Below are 19,725 nucleotides of genomic sequence, written 5' to 3' on the forward strand. Positions count from 1 at the left end.
ACGCGATGTCGGATTTTTCAGGCTTGGCAGCAGGGTGGAAAGGTTTGGCCGCACCGCAAGCTCTCAAACTCAATCCGGCAGTCAGGGTAGTGGGCTGGCTTGCATCGGCTTGGGTGCTTCTGGCGCTCTTCGCCGAACCTGCAAGTGCATCCGCCCCTCTCCAGCAAAGCTTTTTACAGCCCATGGGGCCGGTGTCGGAAGAGCAATCGAATCATCTCTTGCGCGTAGTCGCCATCACCATGGTGGTCATTCTTCCGGTGCTGATCGGCGTTCCGCTGATCCTGTGGCGTTATCGCTATTCAGCCCCACGCGGAGAGTATGCGCCCGAGTGGGAGTTTTCGAAGAAAATTGAATGGGCATTATGGGGCGTGCCGGTGCTGGTGGTCGTCATACTGGCCGGATGGCTCTGGTACTCTACCGAAAAGCTCGATCCCTATGACCCGCTGGGCCCGGAACCGCTCCAGGTGCAGGTCATCGGGCTCGATTGGAAATGGCTGTTCATCTATCCTGAGCAAGGCATCGCCACTGTCGACGAGCTTGCGATTCCGGTCGGTCGCCCGGTCGAGCTGACGCTGACCACCGACACCGTGATGCAGAGCCTGCTCATCGCCCCGCTCACCGGCCAGATCTACGCCATGCCCGGCATGACGACGAAGCTGAACTTCGCCGCGAGCCGCCCGGGTACAGCCGAGGGAGAGAACACGCAGTTCAACGGAAGAGGTTTCGGGCGACAGAAATTCACCGTTCGCGCACTCGATACCGCCGATTTCAATCGCTGGCAGGCTGCCGCAGCCGGCGCTCCCGTGCTGGACGAAGCAACCTATGCGATCCTGCGCCGCCAATCGGTTCTGGCGGAAGCGCGCGGCGACCTGGGACTGCGCGGAAGTTCCGGCCACATCACGCTGTCGCTCGGCCAGCCGGATGTGTTCGAGACAATCGTTGCGAAGTACCACGACGACGCGGGCGATCCGGCACGCGAGCAGCACTGGGGCGGCATAGGCCAGCCTGCCGCCGACGGTGCGAAGGCAGGCAAATGAGCGCGGATACCAGCCCCATCTTCGGCAAGCTCGACTGGTCGGTCACGCCCTATACCGATCTGCTGCGCGAGGTGAACAGCAGCACCATCGTGGGCGCCGGCGCGGCCAGTGTGCTGGTGCTGGGCGCCATCGCGACCATCGCGCTGCTGACCTGGATGCGCTGGTGGGGGCCGCTCTATCGTAACTGGCTGACCTCTGCGGACGCCAAGAAGATCGGCATCATGTATATCGCGCTGGCGCTTGTCATGATGGCGCGCGGCATCATCGAAGGCTTCGTGATCCGCACACACCAGTCGACCGCGCTCGGCACGCTAACGCAGCCAGAAAGCGGGCTGGTTTCTCCGGACCATTTCGCCCAGCTCTTCAGCACACATGGCACGATCATGATCTTTTTCGTCGCCATGCCGCTGCTCATCGGCCTGATCAATTTCGTCCTGCCTCAGCAATTGGGTGCGCGCGACATGGCCTTCCCGGTGCTCAATCAGGTCAGCCTGGGCCTGACCGCGGCTGGTGCGGGGCTGGTGATGATCTCGCTGCTGGTCGGCAAGTTCGGCACCGGCGGCTGGACGATGTATCCGCCTTACACCGGCATCGATTTCAGCCCCGGGGAAGGTGTGGATTACTGGCTATGGGCGATCCTCATATCTGGCGTCGGATCGACGCTGACGGGAATGAACTTCGCCGTCACCATCTTCAAGGAACGCGCGCCCGGCATGCATTTCTTGCGCATGCCGCTGTTCTGCTGGACCAGCCTGTGCGTCGCGATCATGCTGATCTACGCCATGCCCGCGTTGACCGTGTCGAGCGGGATGCTGGCGCTCGACCGCTATGCCGGCTTCCACTTTTTCACCAACGAAGCGGGCGGCAACATGATGAACTATGCCAACATCTTCTGGATGTTCGGCCATCCCGAAGTCTACATCCTTATCCTGCCCGCCTTCGGCGTGTTCTCCGAAATCAGCTCCACTTTTTCTGGCAAGAAGCTCTATGGCTATACCTCGCTGGTAATCGCCAGCATGAGCATTGCGGTCATCAGCTTCACTGTCTGGTTGCACCATTTCTTCACCATGGGCCAGAGCGCAGGCGTCAACATCGCCTTCGGTATCGCGACGATGATCATCGGCATTCCGACCGGCGTGAAGATCTACGACTGGATGGCGACCATGTGGCGCGGGCGCATCCGCATTACGGCGCCGATCGTCTATCTGACGGGCTTCTTCCTGCTGTTCGTCATCGGTGGCCTGTCTGGCATCATCCTCGCCAACCCGTCCATCGATTATCAGGTGCACAATTCCACCTTCTTGGTCGCGCATTTTCACAACGTGATCATTCCGGGCGTACTCTATGGCATGCTCGCGGGCATCCACTACTGGTTCCCCAAGGCCTTTGGCTTCCGGCTGGACGAGGATTGGGGGCGGCGCACGGCTTTGTTGTTCGTTGGCGGGTTCGTGTTCACATTCCTGCCGCTCTACGTGCTGGGGCTGATGGGAATGCCGCGGCGTTCGCCCACCTTCCAGAACCCCGACTTCATGCCATGGATGTATATCGCATCCTTTGGCGCAGTGCTGATGCTGTGTGCGCTGGCTAGCCTCGCCTGGACCTTCTGGACAAGCTATCGCAACCGCCTGGCGCTGGCCGTTCCGGGCGGCGATCCGTGGAACGGGTCCAGCCTCGAATGGTCCACCCCGGCACCGGTGCCCGAATGGACCTTCCCCCACATCCCTCATGTCGCCGCGCGAGACGATTGGGGCGAATGCAAGCGTTCAGGCGATCCGTGGAAAGCCCCGCAGGATTATGTCGATATCGAGATGCCGGCCAATACAGCGCATGGCCTGCTGATCGCAGCCACTGCATCAGCCCTTGGCTTCGCGATGGTCTGGCATATCTGGTGGCTCGCCGTTCTTTCCTCCCTCGCCATCCCTGCTCTGCTGGCGCGGCGAGGGATGCAGGTCATCGAGCCGCGGATCGTGCCTGCGGCCGAAGTTGAGGAGACCGACCGGCGCTTCCGCACGATGATGGCCGACCTCGCCCCAGCCACCCGCGCGGACGAGGAGACTGAGCGCAATCGCGGCCGCCCGAATCTGTCGGAGTTCGCCGGATGAGCGAGAGCAATCTCTACCCTGGCCTGAACCTCGGCAGTGGCCACGGCGAAGCGCACGAACAGGCGGAAACCACGGTGTTCGGATTCTGGGTGTTCGTGATGAGCGATCTCATCATCTTCGGCATCCTGTTCGCCTCCTACGCCTCCTATCTCGACCCGATCGGGCTGGCTGGAGGTCCCGGCCCATCCGACCTGTTCGACATCAGGAGCGTCGCCATTCAGACGGCTTTCCTCCTGCTGGGCGGCGTGGCCTATGGCGGCGTGTCGCTGGCGGTGAAATACGATCATCCGCGCGGCAAGATCATCGTCTGGCTGCTCATTTGCGCGGCATTGGGCGCAGGCTTCCTGTTCTTCGAGATAAAGGATTTCATTACGCAGGCCGGTAAAGGCGGCGTGCCGCAGGCGAGTGGCTGGCTGAGTTCCTACTGGACGCTCGTCGGCCTGCACGGTGTGCACGTCTTTTCCGGCATCCTCTGGATCCTCGCCATGATTGCACAGGTCATCTCGCGCGGCGTGGACGACGTGGTGAAAGTTCGCCTCTCGATGCTCGGCGTGTTCTGGCACTTCCTCGACCTGGTCTGGATTGCCATCTTTTCCTTCGTGTTCCTGGTGCCGCTGTCATGACCAAACCCAACACCGGAGAGATCGAACCGCAGGAAAGCGCCAGGCAAGAGCTGAGGTCCTACAGCATTGGCTTCGTCGCCAGCCTGCTGCTTACCGTCGGCGCGTTCGCCGCCGCGCTTTCGGACCTGCCGACCGAGTGGAAGATCATCGTCATCTGCGCTGCGGCTCTGCTTCAGATCGTCACGCATATGCGCAACTTCCTCCATCTGAGTTTCTCGGGCGAGCAATCGCGCGAGGATCTGCTGCTCGTCCTGTTTTCGGCCATGCTGCTGGCGATCATGGCTGGTGGAACGTGGTACATCATGTCCGACCTCGGGGGCCGGATGCACGACAGCTCGCACGAAGATCGCTCTACATCTCTTCCTTGAGGCCCGAGCGGATCAGCCACCAATTGGGCAAATAGGCAGTCGCGAAGCCAGCCAGCATGGCGATCTGCATGGCGACCCAGAAGACCGGGCTGCCCGCGTCCACCTTTGCCCCGAAGAGAGACGGAAAGAGAATGAAATGGGCAAGGCCCATGAAGCCGTACATGCCCACCTGCCAACTGGTGAGCGATAGCACGTCGGCCTTTACCGCAGCCTTGATCCCTTCACCGACCGACAGGTCGCGCATCGGTGCAATGGCAAAATACTGAAAGACGATCCCCGTCGCGAGAGCGAAGACATAATCCATCGTCCACTGCGCGAAGATCTCCGTCGAGAAGATGGTGCCCATGCCGAACAGGGTCAGAACGCCGGGTGCGAAGTGCGCCAAGTTCTCGCATATGAGATCGGCGAGGGAGCAGCCTGCGCCGCAGTGGAGAGTACCCTTGGCAACTTTTGCGGCGAAGGGCGTATCGCCGGCCTCGGGTCCGGCATGGCGATGGTAGAACCAGACCAGGAGCGGCCCCGCAAACAGCGCGCAGAGCGGCCAGACGAACCGCATCACTGCCATCTTTGGCGGATGACGCACCATCACCCACGCCATGTACAGCGCGCAGCCAACGCCAAGTGCCAGCAGAGCGATGCTGGCCGTACTGACCCAGCCGGGGATCACTCCGGTCAGCCGGCGACCACCTTCACCGGGATCGATTTCGATGCGGGAGTCTTCGATATCTCGTCATGGTGGGTGATCGGCACCAGCACATTGCATTCGGGATAGTACCCGGCGATCGTCCCGCGCGGCAGCTTGTAGGCAACCAGCTTGAGCCCGGCCAGCTGCCGTTCCACGTCGTCGCGGTCATAATCGGTCACCAGCGTGACCATATCACCGTCCGACAGGCCTGCCTCGGCGATATCGTCGGGGTTCATCAGCACCACATCGCGCGTGCCCTCGATCCCGCGGAAGCGGTCGGAATAGCCATAGACGGTGGTGTTGAACTGGTCGTTCGATCGCAGCGTCATCAGGCGATAGCGACCCGGCTTGTCCTCGAAACCCAGCGAGGTAAGGTGCGGCGGCGTGGTGATGACGGCCTTTCCGCTATCGGTCTTCCACACCCGTTCGCGCGCGGGATTGCCGCGCCAGAAGCCGCCGGCCTGGAACATGCGCCGGTTGAAATCGTGAAAATCGCCCGGATAGGTATATTCGATGAGGTCGCGCACCAGCGAATAATCCGCTGTCCATTCATCCCATTTCAGCTTGGGGTTCGGGTCGAGCGTGGCCTTGGCGATGCCCGTCACGATGGCCAGCTCGCTCTTGAGAAGTTCGGATGCGGGCGGACGATGGCCCACCGATCCATTGATCATCGAGAAGCTGTCCTCGCTGGTGACCGCCTGGTTGCCCGTCGCCTGCTGATCCACTTCGGAACGGCCCAGGCACGGGAGGATATAGGCCGCCTTGCCGGGATAGAGATGGCTGCGATTGAGCTTGGTCGAGACCATGACGACCAGATCCTGACTGGCCCAGGCTTCCTCCATCCGCTTCTGATCGGGCACGGCCCGAACGAGATTACCGCCCAGCGAGATAAAGCCGCGGACCTTGCCTTCGATAAGGCCCTGCACGGCGTCGACGACATGCATGCCGTCCTTGGTCGGCGGGTCGAAATCGAACAATTGCTTGAGCTTGTCCAACGGCACCAGATGGGCTTTCTCGGCGACGCCGACCGTGCGCTGCCCCTGGACGTTGGAATGGCCGCGCACCGGGCAACAGCCGGTGCCGGGCCGCCCGATATTGCCCTTGAGCAACAGCAGGTTGACTATCATCGCGATGTTGAGCGCACCATACGTATGCTGGGTGAATCCCATCCCATAGACGCCGATAGTCTTTTCGGCTGCGATATAGACCTGCGCCGCATCGCGCAGCGCGCTTTCCGTCAAACCGCTGGCATTCTCGATGTCGCTCCACTGCGCATCGCGGCAACAGGCGATGAACTCGTCGAAACCGGTCGTGTGCTGCTTGATGAAATCATGGTCAATGACCTCGCGCCTGCCTTCGGCTTGAGCGGCATCGTCCGCTTCGACCACCACCTTGCAAAGGCCAAGGATGGCGGCGACATCGCCCCCTGCCTTCAGCTGATGGTACTGATCGGAAATGATGGTTTCCTTGCCGGTCATCATCTCCAACGGGCTTTGCGGATCGACGAAGGAGACCAGCCCCTGCTCGATCACCGGATTGAAGGTGACGATCTTGCCGCCGCGGTCCTTCAGGTCTTTCAGATTGTGCAGGAAACGTGGGCTGTTGGTGCCGGGATTCTGGCCGAAATAGAAATAACAGTCCGTCTCGGCGAGATCTTCGAACGTCACCGTGCCCACCGGCGATCCGATCACCTTGGTCAGACCGACCGACGTCGTTTCGTGGCACATGTTGGAGCTTTGCGGCAAATTGTTGTTGCCATAAGCGCGCGCCAGCAGCGCATAGAGATAAGACGCTTCAAGCCCGGCATGGCCGGAAGCATAGAAAACCACGTCTTCGCGCGGCAGGTCGCGCAGCGTGGTACCGATTTCGGCAAAGGCCGTGTCCCAGTCAATCGGGACATAGCGGTCCGATGCCGGGTCGTATTTCATCGGATGCGTCAGGCGTCCGGATTTCTCCAACTCATGGTCCGACCATTCGCGCAGCTCGGCCAGCGTATGGCCTTCGGCGGCGAAAAATTCGGGCGTGCAGCGATCCTTGGTCAGTTCCCACAAGGTCGCCTTGGCGCCGTTCTCACAGAATTCGAAAGCGGAATAATTGGCCGGCTTCGGCCAGGCACAGGACATGCACATCACGCCCTTGGGCTTGTTCAGACGGCGCAGGCTGTCGAGCGCACCGGGCGATGCCCAGGTTTCGCCGTAGATGCTGGCAATGCCCTTCATCGAGCCCCAGCCACCGGCGGGGCCGGGCGAGTGCGGGAGATCCTTGGGCTTATGTGCGCTATCGTCGGCCATACATCTGTCCTGCTCGTTTTCCCGGCGCATCCTGAACCCTGAAAGCGGGCGTAGCAAGACCGTCGCCGGTCGATAAACGCAAGGGATCGAGAACGGTTCTCGCGCGCCCAGATGGTCCTTCTCCACGGTTGGCATATCGCCCGGACGGTGTAATCGCTTTGCGATGACATTCGGCATGGGAGCATCGCATTGACGGAACAGCCTTCCCGCGTTCTCGGAGCTGTCCTTGCAGGCGGCCAGAGCAGCCGTTTCGGCTCCGACAAAAGCGCTGCCGAATGGCAGGGCGGGTCCCTGTTGAGCCATTCGGTACGGGCGTTATTCGCTGAATGCGATGATGTGGTGGTCTGCGGCGGCTTCCATGAAGACATTCCGCAATCGGCAGTCCGCTTGCAGGACATTCCGGAACGCGGCCTCGGACCGCTCGGCGGACTATGCGCTGCCCTTACCCATGCACGCGATCGTGGTTTCGATGCGGTACTGAGCGTGCCGGTCGATGCGCATCCTGTGCCGGATGGATTGCTGGGGCGTCTTGCGGGCTCAGGTCCGGCAGCCCTCCACCGGCACTGGCTGTTTGGGTTCTGGCCAAGCGATCTGGCAGAGGCGCTGGAGGAGCATCTGAAAGCCGGCAACCGATCGGTCCTTTCGTGGATCGAAGCCTGCGGTGCGCGCATGGTGGACTATGCGGGCCGCGAGATCGTGAATGTGAACACACCAGCCGCGCTCGATGCACTGGAGAAGACGAGCGCGCTGGGGGCGGCAGCCGATGTGTACGGCGCTTACGAGCTTGATTTCGAGACCGGGCAGGCGGAGGAAGCCACGCGCATCGTCCCCGTCGAAGTGCCGGTGGCCATCGAATATAACGGCATCGGCTATGCCGTGATGATGGCCACGCCCACCGATCTGGAAGATTTCGTGACCGGCTTCTCGCTTAGCGAAGGGCTGGCCCGGCAAAACGAGATCGGCGAAGTTTCCCTGTTCGAAACAGGCGGAGGCTGGATCGCGCGCGCAAACCTTCCCGCATCCAGCGTTCCGCGCGTTGCCGAACGTGCCCGCAGCCGGGTTTCGGAAAGCGGCTGCGGCATCTGCGGCATCGATTCCATCGCCGCCGCGCTGGCCCCGCTGCAGCCGGTTGCCGCCCAGCCGCGGGCCGGCCATGCAGCCGTGAACCGGGCGCTGTCGGGGATGCGGTCACATCAGGAGCTGGGCCGGGCTACCGGGGCGGCCCATGCCGCTGCATTCTGTTCCTTCGATGGCAAGATCATGCTGCTGCGCGAAGACGTCGGGCGGCATAACGCGCTCGACAAGCTGATCGGTGCGCTCGACCGGCAAGGTGTCGATCATGAACAGGGTTTCGTGCTGCTTTCCGCGCGGTGCAGTCAGGAACTGGTGGAGAAGACCGTGCGCTGCGGGATACCGATGCTGGTCACGATCAGCGCGCCGTCCACCCTCGCCATCCAGCGTGCGCGCGAGGGCAGGCTCACGCTGCTGACCCTTGCGCGCAGCGACACGGCGCTGGTCATGAACGATCCGCACGGGCTGTTCCCGCGCAGGCGCAGACCTGCGAAAGATTAGGCGGCCGGATTTCGCCGCGACGGGATCAGAAGGCCAGCGCCTGCACCACGCTTCCGGCGGCGGCGGCATCCGCACCCACGGCGCGGCGGATCAGCCAGTCGCTTGCGGCGAGCGGGGCCTGCGCACCGCTTTCCTGGTTACTGGCGGGTAGCAGCCCCTCTTGGGTGGCACGCGCCCTCACGAAAGTTTCGCGCGATCCGTTGGGCGGCAGGTCGGCGGCAAGCAGATGCGGCATGAACTGCGTTTCGGCACCCGCCCGTCCGCCCTGCAACGCCGCGATCAGAGGCGCGAGGAACAGGCGGGCCGTCACCATGGCGGAGGAGGGATTGCCCGGCAGGCCAAGCACGGGCTTTTCCCCCGCCATGCCGAACCACACGGGCTTGCCCGGCTTTATCGCCACTTTCGCGAAATGCTCTTCAAGCCCGGTCCCCGCGAACATCGGGCGGGCGAGATCGTGATCGCCGACCGAAGCGCCGCCGATGACCACGACACAGTCGGCGCTTTCCAGGGCGTCCCGCGCGAAACGCGCCAGGCTGTCCAGTTCGTCGCGCCCGGTCATCCGCGCCGAGATTACCGCGCCCCGGCTTTCGGCCAGTGCGGCGACACCGAAGCTTCCCGATTCCGGAATGGCATGCGCCGATTGCGCGGCATGGCCCGGATCGGCCAGTTCATCGCCCGTGGCGATAAGCGCGATGCGCGGACGGCGGGCGACCTCGACCGTGGCCATGTCGGCCCCGGCAAGCGAGACCATGGCCCTGGGATCGAGACGCTGCCCCTTTTCGAGAAGGACGTCCCCGGCAGAGAAATCGCTGGCTTTCGTGCGGATATGGCGCGCCGGCCCGAAGCCTTGCCGAAAGCGAACTTTGTCACCGTCGCGTTCGGCATATTCCTGCATCACGACGCAATCGGCGCCCATTGGCAAATGCGCGCCGGTGAAGATGCGTACGGCTTCGCCCGCGTTCAGATGCCCAGCAAACGGTGCGCCCGCTGCCGCTTCCCCGATCATCGTCAGGGTGCCCTCGCCCGCAGCATCGGCGATCCTGACCGCATAGCCGTCCATCGCCGAGACATCCGCGCGGGGCGCATCGATTGCGGCACGCACGTCCTGAGCAAGGAACCGCCCTGCAGCCTGCGCGATCGGTATCGTCTCGCTCGGCAAGCGATGCACTGCGGAAAGTATGCGTGAGAGGGCTTCTTCGTAGCTGATCACTGTCGCGCCGGACCTTTTCGTTCGAGCCTTGCGTCCATACTGCCTCTTGATGGGAGGCGGTATCGCAGGCGGGTTCCACGGCAGCGATCCGGCATAAACTTCGCCAGCGCAACTTCGAATCCGGCAGGCGCATACAAAAACCCCCGGGACGTGGCATCCCGGGGCCTTGCACAAGCCGCGCTCAGTTATGACGGGTCGACGGCCTCTTCGGTCAGAAGCGATAGCTCACACCTGCGCTCAGGACCCAGGGATCGAGCTTGTGCTCGGTTTCGATGGCCAGCGTGTCGCCCGCATACCAGCGCGCCGTAGTGTCGACGAAATAGCGTTTGGCGTCGATCGTCAGGCCGAGGCCCTGATCGCCGATCGCAATGTCGGTGCCGGCCTGAAGGACCAGCCCCAGCTCGTCCGACAGCGTCGTGCGCGTGACGCCGAGCGGGATGGTATCGGCGCCCGGCTCCACATCGACCCACCAGAAATAGGTCGCGCCTGCGCCGACATATGGCTTCACAGCGCCGGCATCGAGATGGTATTTGGCCGTCAGCGTGGCGGGAATGAGCTTGGCATCAGACACGAGTTCGGCATTCGGGAGGCCCGATACGGCATCGACATCGTGCTGGGTCATGCAGCAGATCGTCTCGACCGAGAAATTCGGGCTGACGAAATATTCGACTGCCAAAGTGGGGACGAAATTTTCATTCGCCTCGGTCTGCAGCGTGTCGGGTAGCCCCACGATGTCCTCGTTCACCGCGGTGATCTTGCCGTCGGGAATGACATAGCTGCCGAGCAGTTTGACCTGCACCTTGCCATCGCTGTCCTGCGCGTGAGCCGGGGCGGCGGCGATGGCTGCTCCGGCGAGGGCAAGTGCGAGATACCTTTTCATCTGAATTCACCTCTAGCGCCGCAGTAGCCGCACCGCGCGGCTCAGGGTGGTTGCAGCGGCTGAGGGCGCAATAGGGCGGGATTTTCCGGCCTTCCTTGATCCAGATCAAGGAACCGGCACGCAATCACGGCGACACGAAGCGCCATGAACTCGCTGCCCGATGCCTTCGATCATTTCGCCATGCGCATATTGCCCGCCGGCTTGTCCGATGCGGCGCACCTCCGCTTCCAGTCGCTCGCCCGATACGAGAAGCTGGAGTGCGATCAGTCGCTCGACTTCAGCGATACCGGGCCGCATATCCTGTTCCTCGCGAGAGGGGCGATCAAGCTGGTCGCGCACGCCTCCCGATCGCGCGACCAGATCGTCGCATTTCACTTTGGCGGCGAAATGCTGAGCGTGCCGCGGCGCGACCATTATGCCTATTCCGTCTGCGCGCTTCGGCAATGCCGGATCGTGAGCTTTCCCACTGCGGATTTTCTGGAGCTTGCGGCGGACGACGCGACAGTGATGGGCTGCCTGCTCGATAGAGCGACCATGTCGCTGCAGCGGTGCCGCGAGAAAGCCATCGCGCTGGGGCGCAAGACCGCATCCGAACGCATCGCCATCTTCCTGATCGGCATGGCCGACCGCATCGGCAATGTGCAGGAAGGCCGAATCCTGCTCGACCTGCCGATGTCCCGGCGCGACATTGCCGAGAGCCTGGGCCTGACGATCGAGACCGTCAGCCGCCGCCTCAGCGCGCTTCGGGCCGAAGGCGCGATCGAAACCGTGGGGCGATCGGGCATCATCCTGAACGATCTGGCGGCCCTGCATGGCCGGGCCGGTTTCCTGTGTGAGGCGGCATGATTTCTTTTGCGAATTTGATCTGGGTCAATGCGACCCGCGGCCCCCGCGCTTAACCCGCGCCGCAAATAGGGAGTATTCTATGCAAGCGGAAACGGCACTTGGCCGAGTGGGCCTGTGGTTCCTGATCATGCTCGCGGCGCTGGCTGCCGCCGTCGGAGCCGCCGACAGCGGGTTTGCGGCGCACGCCACCATCATCGCCCTCGTCGCTTTCGTCATGATCTGGATGAGCGCATCCCGCTTCGATCCGGTGGGCAAGGCCCAAGGCTTTTTCCAGATGCCCGAAGGACCCTCGCGCTACGATGACGACCCGATCCGCTGGGGCGTGATCGCGACCATGTTCTGGGGCCTGGCAGGCTTGCTTGCCGGTGTCTTCATCGCTTCGCAGCTGGCGTTTCCCTGGCTCAATATCGAACCCTATCTCAATTTCGGGCGGCTGCGCCCCCTGCATACGAGCGCGGTCATCTTCGCCTTCGGCGGCAACGCCTTGCTGGCGACCAGTTTCTACGTGGTGCAACGCACCTGCCGTACGCAGCTGGCGTTCCCGGGCCTCGCCCGCTTCGTCTTCTGGGGGTATCAGCTCTTCATCGTCCTGGCGGCGACCGGTTACCTTCTCGGCGTCACGCAATCTAAAGAATATGCTGAGCCCGAATGGTATGTCGACCTGTGGCTGACGATCGTCTGGGTGGCCTATTTCGTGGTCTTCGTCGGCACGCTCGCCAAGCGGAAAGAACCGCACATTTATGTGGCGAACTGGTTCTATCTCGCTTTCATCATCACCATCGCGATGCTCCACATCGTCAACAATCTGGCCGTGCCGGTCAGCTTTCTGGGCGCGAAAAGCTATAGCGCCTTTGCCGGGGTGCAGGATGCGCTGACGCAGTGGTGGTACGGCCACAACGCTGTCGGCTTCTTCCTCACCGCAGGCTTTCTGGCGATGATGTATTACTTCGTCCCCAAGCAGGCGGAGCGCCCGGTCTACAGCTACCGCCTATCGATCATCCACTTCTGGTCGCTGATCTTCCTCTACATCTGGGCCGGACCGCACCATCTTCATTACACGGCCCTGCCCGACTGGGCGCAGACCCTGGGCATGGTGTTCTCGATCATGCTGTGGATGCCCAGCTGGGGCGGCATGATCAACGGCCTGATGACGCTCAACGGCGCGTGGGACAAGGTCCGCACAGACCCGATCATCCGCATGATGGTTATGGCGCTGGCCTTTTACGGCATGAGCACCTTCGAAGGCCCGATGCTGTCGATCAAGAGCGTCAACAGCCTCAGCCATTACACCGACTGGACCATCGGCCACGTGCATTCTGGCGCGCTGGGATGGAACGGCATGATCACCTTCGCCTGCATGTATTTCCTCGTGCCGCGCCTGTGGAAGCGTCAGCGGATGTATTCGCTGCGCATGATCAATTGGCACTTCTGGCTCGCTGCCCTCGGCATCGTTTTCTACGCGGCCAGCATGTGGGTCGCGGGGATCCAGCAAGGGTTGATGTGGCGCGAATACGGACCCGACGGCTATCTCGTCTGGTCCTTCGCGGACAGCGTCGCCGCCATGTTCCCCATGTATGTCATGCGCACGGTCGGTGGGCTGATGTACCTCGGCGGGGCCATCATCATGACCTACAACATCTGGATGACGCTTGCCGGAAAGCTGCGCGAGGAAATGCCCCTGCGCGACGCGGCTTACGATCCGCAAGCAGATCGCCCCATCGTCAATCAGCCCAGCGCCGTTCCGGCCGAATAGGATCATAAGATTATGACCGATCCCGTCGTCGACGAAACCGTCAAGGGCCATAAACGGCTCGAACGCAACATCACGCTGCTTGCCATCGGCACTTTCGTGACCGTGGTGATCGGCGGCCTCGTCCAGATCACTCCGCTGTTCTATCTCGAGAATACGATCGAGGAAGTGGAGGGAGTACGGCCCTACACGCCCCTGGAGCAGGCCGGGCGCGACATATACATCCGCGAAGGCTGTTATGTTTGTCACAGCCAGATGATCCGCCCGTTCCGCGACGAAGTGGAACGCTATGGCCATTACAGCCTCGCTGCGGAAAGCATGTACGACCACCCCTTCCAATGGGGGTCCAAGCGCACCGGGCCGGACCTGGCGCGCGTCGGTGGGCGCTATTCCGACGAATGGCACGTCCAGCATCTGACCGATCCGCAGAGCGTGGTGCCGGAAAGCGTCATGCCGCAATATGGCTTCCTAAAGGAAACTCCGCTCGCCATCGGCGACCCCGAGGCCACCATCACCGCACTGATGCGGGTTGGCGTCCCCTATTCCAAGGACGATCTCGAGAACGCCGAGGCAGACATGCTGGCCCAAGCCGACCCCGATGCCGATCCCGGCGATTTGGCCGCACGTTATCCCAAGGCGCAGATCCGCGACTTCGACGGCAATCCTGACAAACTGACCGAAATGGATGCGCTGATCGCCTATCTACAGATGCTCGGCACGCTGGTCGATTTCGACAGCGCCGCGCCCCTTGAAGAACTGGCCGAGGAGAAAGGGCGATGAGCTTTTACGAAACCCTGCGTCATTTCGCCGACAGCTATGCGCTCGTCGTCATGCTCGCCCTGTTCGTGGGTTTGTGTGCCTGGCCCTTCAGGCCCGGCGCCAGCAAGCGCAACCAGGCCGCCGCAACGCTGATATTCGAGGGGGAAGACGATGGCGAATAAGCGGATCGACGAACCGACCGGCGTTCCGACTGTCGGGCATGAATGGGACGGGATCGAGGAACTCGATACCCCGCTTCCCCGCTGGTGGCTCTGGACTTTCTATCTGACGATCGTTTTCGCGATCGGCTACGTGATCGCTTATCCGGCGTGGCCCATGATCGACAAGGCGACCGAAGGCGTCCTCGGCTGGTCGAGCCGCGGCCAGCTTGCCGAGGAAATGAGCGCTGCCGAACAGGCCCGCGCCACCATGCGCGAACGTCTGGCACGCGTGCCGATCGAACGGCTGGAGGAAGACAGCGAACTGATGCAACAGGCGGTGGCCGGCGGTGCCGCAGCCTTCCGCGTCAATTGCGTACAGTGTCACGGATCGGGAGCGGGCGGCAATCAGGAACTGGGCTATCCCAACCTGAATGACGACGACTGGCTGTGGGGCGGCGATCTCAAGGCGATCCATTATACCCTGACACATGGTATCCGGCAGCCGGGCGATGACGAGACCCGAACCAGCCAGATGCCATCGTTTGCCGGTGCGTTCGACAGCAGCCAGCTCGATGATCTGGTGGACCACGTTCTTTCACTGAGCGGCAAGGCCGATGCCAGCCAGGCGGGCGCCCAGCTCTTCGCCGACAATTGCGCCGCCTGTCACGGCAGCAAGGGCACTGGCAACCGCGAAATAGGCGCGCCCGATCTCAGCGATGCGATCTGGCTGCGAGGCAATAGCCGCGATGCGATCAAGCACCAGATTCTCGATCCGCGCATGGGCATGATGCCCAAATGGGAGGGAAGGCTGGATCCGGTGACCCTCAAGATGCTGGCCGCCTATGTCCATTCGCTCGGGGGAGGCGAAGACTTCTTGGAGGTCGCCGCGGATCCCGAGGTGAAAGTCGATGACCAGCCCTGACGATCCATCCGGAGACCGGCGCGACTGGTCGGTAATCGTCGAAAGCGGCGTCGCCAAGACCAACCGCCCGGTCTCCAGCGCGGTGGCCGGGCCGGAAGCGGCCACCCGCCGCCACGAGCAACATGAACCTGCGCGGGAGAACCTCCCACAAAAGCTCTATGAGCCGCGCAGGCAAGTGCATAACAAGCGCGTGGACGGACCTTTCCGGCGCTTCAAATGGCTCATGATGCTGGTGACGCTAAGCATCTATTACGTCACGCCGTGGCTGCGATGGGACCGCGGGCCCTATGCGCCAGATCAGGCAGTCCTCGTCGATCTGGCCAATCGCCGTTTCTACATGTTCGGTATCGAAATCTGGCCGCATGAATTCTATTTTGTCGCCGGCCTGCTGATCATGGCCGGAATCGGCCTGTTCCTGATCACCAGCGCGGTCGGCAGGGCCTGGTGCGGTTACGCCTGTCCGCAAACCGTGTGGACCGACCTTTTCCAGCATGTCGATCGTTTCATCGACGGCGATCGGAATGCGCGCATGCGGCTCGATGCCGCGCCGTGGACCTGGGGCAAGGTCGCCCGGCGCGGCATCAAGTGGACTATCTACCTTATCATCGGCTTCTGGACGGGCGGCGCGTGGATCATGTATTTCGCCGATGCGCCCACTTTGGTGCATGATTTCTGGCGCGGAGAGGCCGCGCCGGTCGCCTATGTTACCGTAGCCGTGCTGACGATGACGACGGTGGTTCTCGGCGGCTTCATGCGCGAGCAGGTGTGCATTTACATGTGCCCATGGCCGCGCATCCAGACTGCGATGCTGGACGAAAAATCGCTGTTGGTCACTTACAAGGACTGGCGGGGCGAGCCTCGCGGAAGCGTGAAGAAAGCGCAGAGAAATCCCGGCCAGTTCGGAGATTGCATCGACTGCCAGCAATGCGTGCAGGTCTGCCCCACCGGAATAGATATTCGCGAGGGACCGCAGGTCGGCTGCATCACCTGCGCGCTGTGTATCGATGCCTGCGATCGCGTGATGAACGACATCGGGCGGCCGCGCGGATTGATCGATTATGCCACGCTCGAGGATTGCGAGCGCGAGGCAGCGGGAGGCGCACCCAGGTCCCCTTGGCGGACCTTGTTCCGCCCCCGCACGATCGCCTATTTCATGATCTGGAGCGGCATTGGCGGGGCATTGCTGTTCGCCCTCGGCGTGCGGAGCCATACCGAGCTCACCGTGGCGCCTGATCGCAATCCGCCGTTCATGCTCTTGTCGGATGGGTCCATCCGCAATTCCTACACGCTCAAGCTGCGCAATATGGAAAGCAGGCCGCGGGACATGGAAATCGCCATCGAGGGCGTGCCGGATGCCGCGATGTGGACGGACACCATTGCCTATCGGGACGCAGCAGCGGTGCAGACGGTCACCGTGCCCGCAGATCTCGTGCGCCAGGTGCGCGCCTATGTGTCCGCGCCAGCCGGAACGGTCCCGCAAACCCTGACCTTCCGCGTCACCTCCCTCGACCAGCAGCGCGAGACCGATGCGGTGGAAACCCGCTTCGATGCACCGGAGACAGAATGATGAAACGCATATTCACCGGCAAGGACATGGCAATCATACTGGTCTGCGGGTTTGCCGTAGTGGTCGTCGTCAATTTCTACATGGCATCGGTGGCCATCGGCGGCTTTGGCGGCGTGGTGGTCGAAAACTCCTATGTCGCCAGCCAGAAATACAATGGCTGGCTCGAACGCGCACGTGAAACGAAGCGGCTAGGCTATTCGGTTGCGCTAAAGCGGGGCCCCGACGATCACCTGCTTGCCGACGTCGCCCATGCACCCGATCACGCGCAGGTTTCCGCGCAATTGAGGCGGCCCCTTGGCAAGCCGGAGACCCTGACGCTGGAGCTGAAACCGGAGGGCGATGGGCGCTATGTCACCGACAGACCGCTGCCTGCAGGTCGCTGGATCGCCCGCATAGTGATCGACAAGGGCGTGGACCACTGGATCGATGAGCTGGAAGTACAGTGAACGCTCCTCCCCGCCACGAAGACCTCCTTGTCCAGCAGCTCGCCGACAGTCGTTTCACCGTGCCGGGAATGCGCTGTGCCGGGTGCATTGCGAAGATCGAGCGCGGACTGGGCGAGCTGGAGGGGGTCGAAACCGCGCGGGTCAACCTCTCCGCCAAGAAAGTCACCATCCGCCACCAGCACAATCTCAGCGAAGCGGATCTGGTCGAAGCCATCGCCCGCATCGGGTTCGAGGCACAGCTTGCCTCGGATAATCCGCTGGCGCAGGACGATCTCGAAGCCAAATCCCTCTTCCGCGCCCTGGCGGTCGCCGGCTTCGGCATGATGAACGTCATGCTTCTTTCCGTCAGCATCTGGTCGGGCGCTGGCGGTGTCACGCGCGAACTGTTCCACTGGCTGTCCGCGCTCATCGCCCTCCCCGTGGTTGTCTATTCCGGACGTCCCTTTTTCTCAAGCGCTGCCATGGCTCTGAAAAATGCGCGGACCAATATGGACGTGCCGATCAGTATCGGCGTTCTCTTGGCCACGGGCCTGAGCCTCTATGAAACGCTGACCGGCGGCGCGCATGCCTATTTCGACGGGGCAGTCATGCTGCTCTTCTTCCTGCTCGCAGGCAGGGCCCTGGATTCCGCGATGCGAAACAAGGCCCGCGCTGGGATAGGGGCCCTGCTGTCGAAAATGGGTCGCAGCGCAACCGTCCTGCAGCAAAACGGAAGCTCCACGTCAATCGCGGCGGAGAATCTCGAACAGGGCATGCTGATGCTGGTCGCTCCGGGCGAGGCGCTCGCCGCGGACGGTGTGGTGGAAAAAGGCCTCACAAGTTTCGACAATTCGATGCTGACCGGAGAAAGCCAGCCCGTACCTGCGGGGGTTGGTGACCTCGCCCATGCCGGCGCCATCAATCTGGGCGGTGCCGTGCGCATTCGCATCACCGCGGCCGCCTCCCAGACCGTGCTCGCCGAAATCACCCGCCTGATGGATGAAGCAGGCCAATCACGCAGCAGCTATGTTCGCATAGCCGACCGCGCATCGCGGATTTATGCGCCTGCCGTGCATTCGCTTGCCCTGCTCGCTTTCGCGGGATGGATGGTAGCGGGCGCCGGTTGGTATCAATCGCTGGTGATCGCGATCGCCGTACTGATCATTACTTGCCCCTGCGCCATGGGACTTGCGGTTCCGGCTGCACAAGTCGTAGCCTCTGGTGCGCTCGCCAGACGCGGGCTGCTGGTGAAGGACGGCAGTGCACTCGAACGGCTGGCGGAAGTCGATATGGCCTTGTTCGACAAGACCGGCACGTTGACCTTGGGCGAACCCGTGCCGCGCATCGGCGAGCTTTCACCTGAAGAAGCAGCCATCGCACTGGCGCTCGCACAGACCAGCCGCCATCCCTTGAGCAAGGGGCTCGCGCGCGTTTTGGCAGCGGGAGGGGTCATCCCCGCACCGGTCGCCGACATCAGCGAACGCGGGGGCCTAGGGGTATCTGGGCGACTGGGCCCGGTGCCGGTTGCGCTTGAACGGCCATCTGGCGAATACGGAGCGCTGGCGACCAGCCTGCGTGTCGGCGACAACACCACCGTCATCACCTTCGCCGATCCTCTGCGCTCCGACTGCGCCGAGGTCATCGCGCGTCTTAAAACCGAAGGGCTGGATAGTCATATCGTGTCCGGCGATCGAGCGGCGTCGGTCGCCCCCGTGGCGCGCATCCTTGGCACCGATTTCGAAGCCGCATTGCTGCCGGAAGAAAAATTGTCCCTGCTCAACCGGTGGAAGGCAAGCGGCAGGCGCCCGCTAATGATCGGGGATGGCATAAACGACAGTCCCGCGCTTGCGGCCGCCCACGCCTCTATCGCCCCGGCATGTGCAAGTGACATCAGCCAGCAAGCTGCCGATGCGGTCTTTCTCGGCAACGATCTGATGCCGGTTGCTCTGGCAGTGACCATAGCCCGGAGAACCATGCGGATCATAAGGCAGAATTTCGGTTTCGCCATCGTCTACAATATTTTGGCCATTCCTCTCGCGTTGGCCGGACTGGTCACTCCGCTGATAGCGGCGGTGGCCATGTCGCTGAGCTCTCTTGTCGTGGTCGGCAATTCGCTGCGTCTAGCGAGAATTGCACGATGACCGGTCTTGCCCTGCTCATCCCGGTAGCGCTGGGCCTCGGCCTGCTCGGCCTCGCCGCTTTCTTCTGGGCGATGCGGAAAGGCCAATTCGAAGATCTGGACGGCGCTGCCCAGCGAATTCTTATCAACGACGAGGAAGACGATAAATGAGCGGCCCGTTCTATGCCGCGCTGCTGGCGCTCGTGCCGCTTGCATTGAGCCCGGCGGCTCCCGCATCTTCCGGCGACAGCATCACGGCGAAACTGTGCAGTGGCGCCGCGATCGAAATACCCATCAAACGGAAGAAAACACCCACACCCTCATGCCCCGGCAAGGCTTGTCATGCCGGCAGCTGCCGCAGGAAATTTGATCTGGCTCAATGACGAGGGAGTCTCACCGGTCCATCGA

At 62.4% G+C, this 19,725-nt stretch carries 19 protein-coding genes; 15 read left to right on the forward strand and 4 right to left on the reverse strand.

The features are described 5' to 3' along the window. Positions 1 to 5: 5 nt before the first annotated feature. Genes ACI2I1_RS04340 through ACI2I1_RS04355 form a run of 4 tightly spaced genes read left to right on the forward strand, consistent with a single transcriptional unit; the run spans position 6 to position 4,130 of the window. Positions 6 to 1,037 (forward strand): cytochrome c oxidase subunit II, encoded by a 1,032-nt coding sequence (locus ACI2I1_RS04340; protein ID WP_404678054.1) that lies wholly within the window; start codon positions 6 to 8, stop codon positions 1,035 to 1,037. Beyond that, positions 1,034 to 3,139 (forward strand): cbb3-type cytochrome c oxidase subunit I, encoded by a 2,106-nt coding sequence (locus ACI2I1_RS04345; protein ID WP_404678055.1) that lies wholly within the window; start codon positions 1,034 to 1,036, stop codon positions 3,137 to 3,139. Before ACI2I1_RS04340 ends, ACI2I1_RS04345 begins: the two co-directional genes overlap by 4 nt. Beyond that, positions 3,136 to 3,762 carry a cytochrome c oxidase subunit 3 gene (locus ACI2I1_RS04350; protein WP_404678056.1) on the forward strand — a complete coding sequence of 209 codons (627 nt, stop codon included), beginning with the start codon at positions 3,136 to 3,138 and terminating at the stop codon, positions 3,760 to 3,762. The genes ACI2I1_RS04345 and ACI2I1_RS04350 overlap by 4 nt, the downstream gene beginning before the upstream one ends. Further along, entirely contained in the window at positions 3,759 to 4,130 is a 372-nt protein-coding gene (locus ACI2I1_RS04355) for a cytochrome o ubiquinol/quinol oxidase subunit IV (RefSeq protein WP_404678057.1), read from the forward strand. Before ACI2I1_RS04350 ends, ACI2I1_RS04355 begins: the two co-directional genes overlap by 4 nt. Here ACI2I1_RS04355 and ACI2I1_RS04360 read toward each other — a convergent pair. Together ACI2I1_RS04360 and ACI2I1_RS04365 are read right to left on the reverse strand one after the other, a co-directional pair. Continuing rightward, entirely contained in the window at positions 4,114 to 4,797 is a 684-nt protein-coding gene (locus ACI2I1_RS04360; protein ID WP_404678058.1) for a DUF4396 domain-containing protein, read from the reverse strand. The genes ACI2I1_RS04355 and ACI2I1_RS04360 overlap by 17 nt on opposite strands. A gap of 5 nt (positions 4,798 to 4,802) precedes the next feature. Further along, on the reverse strand, positions 4,803 to 7,106 hold the full coding sequence (locus tag ACI2I1_RS04365) for an FdhF/YdeP family oxidoreductase (RefSeq protein ID WP_404678059.1): 2,304 nt from the start codon (positions 7,104 to 7,106) through the stop codon (positions 4,803 to 4,805). 189 nt (positions 7,107 to 7,295) lie between these two features. Between ACI2I1_RS04365 and fdhD the strand changes: the two genes are divergently transcribed. After that, on the forward strand, positions 7,296 to 8,678 hold the full coding sequence (gene fdhD / locus ACI2I1_RS04370; RefSeq protein ID WP_404678060.1) for a formate dehydrogenase accessory sulfurtransferase FdhD: 1,383 nt from the start codon (positions 7,296 to 7,298) through the stop codon (positions 8,676 to 8,678). A gap of 25 nt (positions 8,679 to 8,703) precedes the next feature. On the opposite strand, the gene ACI2I1_RS04375 is transcribed toward fdhD, so the two are convergent. Both ACI2I1_RS04375 and ACI2I1_RS04380 read right to left on the reverse strand, forming a co-directional pair. Next, the gene (locus ACI2I1_RS04375; protein ID WP_404678061.1) at positions 8,704 to 9,888 is read right to left on the reverse strand and encodes a molybdopterin molybdotransferase MoeA; all 1,185 of its coding nucleotides are present in this window, start codon (positions 9,886 to 9,888) and stop codon (positions 8,704 to 8,706) included. A gap of 211 nt (positions 9,889 to 10,099) precedes the next feature. Further along, positions 10,100 to 10,768 (reverse strand): OmpW family protein, encoded by a 669-nt coding sequence (locus tag ACI2I1_RS04380; RefSeq protein ID WP_404678062.1) that lies wholly within the window; start codon positions 10,766 to 10,768, stop codon positions 10,100 to 10,102. A gap of 144 nt (positions 10,769 to 10,912) precedes the next feature. On the opposite strand from ACI2I1_RS04380, the gene ACI2I1_RS04385 reads away from it, so the two are divergent. The 10 genes from ACI2I1_RS04385 to ACI2I1_RS04430 all read left to right on the forward strand — a co-directional run bounded on the left by ACI2I1_RS04385 (position 10,913) and on the right by ACI2I1_RS04430 (position 19,700). Continuing rightward, positions 10,913 to 11,614 (forward strand): helix-turn-helix domain-containing protein, encoded by a 702-nt coding sequence (locus ACI2I1_RS04385; RefSeq protein WP_404678063.1) that lies wholly within the window; start codon positions 10,913 to 10,915, stop codon positions 11,612 to 11,614. A 79-nt stretch (positions 11,615 to 11,693) separates the two neighbouring features. After that, positions 11,694 to 13,367 (forward strand): cytochrome-c oxidase, cbb3-type subunit I, encoded by a 1,674-nt coding sequence (gene ccoN, locus ACI2I1_RS04390; protein WP_404678064.1) that lies wholly within the window; start codon positions 11,694 to 11,696, stop codon positions 13,365 to 13,367. 12 nt (positions 13,368 to 13,379) lie between these two features. Further along, positions 13,380 to 14,144 carry a cytochrome-c oxidase, cbb3-type subunit II gene (ccoO, locus tag ACI2I1_RS04395; protein ID WP_404678065.1) on the forward strand — a complete coding sequence of 255 codons (765 nt, stop codon included), beginning with the start codon at positions 13,380 to 13,382 and terminating at the stop codon, positions 14,142 to 14,144. Then, on the forward strand, positions 14,141 to 14,305 hold the full coding sequence (locus ACI2I1_RS04400; protein ID WP_404678066.1) for a cbb3-type cytochrome oxidase subunit 3: 165 nt from the start codon (positions 14,141 to 14,143) through the stop codon (positions 14,303 to 14,305). The genes ccoO and ACI2I1_RS04400 overlap by 4 nt, the downstream gene beginning before the upstream one ends. Continuing rightward, entirely contained in the window at positions 14,295 to 15,206 is a 912-nt protein-coding gene (gene ccoP, locus ACI2I1_RS04405; protein ID WP_404678067.1) for a cytochrome-c oxidase, cbb3-type subunit III, read from the forward strand. The genes ACI2I1_RS04400 and ccoP overlap by 11 nt, the downstream gene beginning before the upstream one ends. Beyond that, positions 15,193 to 16,773 (forward strand): cytochrome c oxidase accessory protein CcoG, encoded by a 1,581-nt coding sequence (gene ccoG, locus ACI2I1_RS04410; protein WP_404678068.1) that lies wholly within the window; start codon positions 15,193 to 15,195, stop codon positions 16,771 to 16,773. The genes ccoP and ccoG overlap by 14 nt, the downstream gene beginning before the upstream one ends. Then, the gene (locus tag ACI2I1_RS04415; protein WP_404678069.1) at positions 16,770 to 17,219 is read left to right on the forward strand and encodes a FixH family protein; all 450 of its coding nucleotides are present in this window, start codon (positions 16,770 to 16,772) and stop codon (positions 17,217 to 17,219) included. Before ccoG ends, ACI2I1_RS04415 begins: the two co-directional genes overlap by 4 nt. Then, positions 17,216 to 19,339 carry a heavy metal translocating P-type ATPase gene (locus ACI2I1_RS04420; protein ID WP_404678070.1) on the forward strand — a complete coding sequence of 708 codons (2,124 nt, stop codon included), beginning with the start codon at positions 17,216 to 17,218 and terminating at the stop codon, positions 19,337 to 19,339. The genes ACI2I1_RS04415 and ACI2I1_RS04420 overlap by 4 nt, the downstream gene beginning before the upstream one ends. Then, complete coding sequence (gene ccoS, locus ACI2I1_RS04425; protein ID WP_404678071.1) at positions 19,336 to 19,488, forward strand: cbb3-type cytochrome oxidase assembly protein CcoS; 153 nt, start codon at positions 19,336 to 19,338, stop codon at positions 19,486 to 19,488. Before ACI2I1_RS04420 ends, ccoS begins: the two co-directional genes overlap by 4 nt. After that, positions 19,485 to 19,700 (forward strand): hypothetical protein, encoded by a 216-nt coding sequence (locus tag ACI2I1_RS04430; protein ID WP_404678072.1) that lies wholly within the window; start codon positions 19,485 to 19,487, stop codon positions 19,698 to 19,700. Before ccoS ends, ACI2I1_RS04430 begins: the two co-directional genes overlap by 4 nt. Positions 19,701 to 19,725: the final 25 nt, after the last annotated feature.

Origin of the sequence: Qipengyuania sp. NPDC077563 (genome assembly GCF_044901345.1) — a bacterium.
Classification (GTDB): Bacteria; Pseudomonadota; Alphaproteobacteria; order Sphingomonadales; family Sphingomonadaceae; genus Qipengyuania; species Qipengyuania aestuarii.

Excerpts from the sequence above, each read along its gene's own strand:
- ACI2I1_RS04340 (WP_404678054.1), top strand. The coding sequence starts at position 6 with ATGTCGGATTTTTCAGGCTTGGCAGCAGGGTGGAAAGGTTTGGCCGCA.
- ACI2I1_RS04365 (WP_404678059.1), bottom strand. The coding sequence starts at position 7,106 with ATGGCCGACGATAGCGCACATAAGCCCAAGGATCTCCCGCACTCGCCC.
- ACI2I1_RS04350 (WP_404678056.1), top strand. The coding sequence starts at position 3,136 with ATGAGCGAGAGCAATCTCTACCCTGGCCTGAACCTCGGCAGTGGCCAC.
- ACI2I1_RS04355 (WP_404678057.1), top strand. The coding sequence starts at position 3,759 with ATGACCAAACCCAACACCGGAGAGATCGAACCGCAGGAAAGCGCCAGG.
- ccoP (WP_404678067.1), top strand. The coding sequence starts at position 14,295 with ATGGCGAATAAGCGGATCGACGAACCGACCGGCGTTCCGACTGTCGGG.
- ccoS (WP_404678071.1), top strand. The coding sequence starts at position 19,336 with ATGACCGGTCTTGCCCTGCTCATCCCGGTAGCGCTGGGCCTCGGCCTG.
- ACI2I1_RS04380 (WP_404678062.1), bottom strand. The coding sequence starts at position 10,768 with ATGAAAAGGTATCTCGCACTTGCCCTCGCCGGAGCAGCCATCGCCGCC.
- ACI2I1_RS04430 (WP_404678072.1), top strand. The coding sequence starts at position 19,485 with ATGAGCGGCCCGTTCTATGCCGCGCTGCTGGCGCTCGTGCCGCTTGCA.
- ACI2I1_RS04385 (WP_404678063.1), top strand. The coding sequence starts at position 10,913 with ATGAACTCGCTGCCCGATGCCTTCGATCATTTCGCCATGCGCATATTG.
- ACI2I1_RS04345 (WP_404678055.1), top strand. The coding sequence starts at position 1,034 with ATGAGCGCGGATACCAGCCCCATCTTCGGCAAGCTCGACTGGTCGGTC.
- ACI2I1_RS04400 (WP_404678066.1), top strand. The coding sequence starts at position 14,141 with ATGAGCTTTTACGAAACCCTGCGTCATTTCGCCGACAGCTATGCGCTC.
- ccoO (WP_404678065.1), top strand. The coding sequence starts at position 13,380 with ATGACCGATCCCGTCGTCGACGAAACCGTCAAGGGCCATAAACGGCTC.
- ACI2I1_RS04415 (WP_404678069.1), top strand. The coding sequence starts at position 16,770 with ATGATGAAACGCATATTCACCGGCAAGGACATGGCAATCATACTGGTC.
- ccoN (WP_404678064.1), top strand. The coding sequence starts at position 11,694 with ATGCAAGCGGAAACGGCACTTGGCCGAGTGGGCCTGTGGTTCCTGATC.
- ccoG (WP_404678068.1), top strand. The coding sequence starts at position 15,193 with ATGACCAGCCCTGACGATCCATCCGGAGACCGGCGCGACTGGTCGGTA.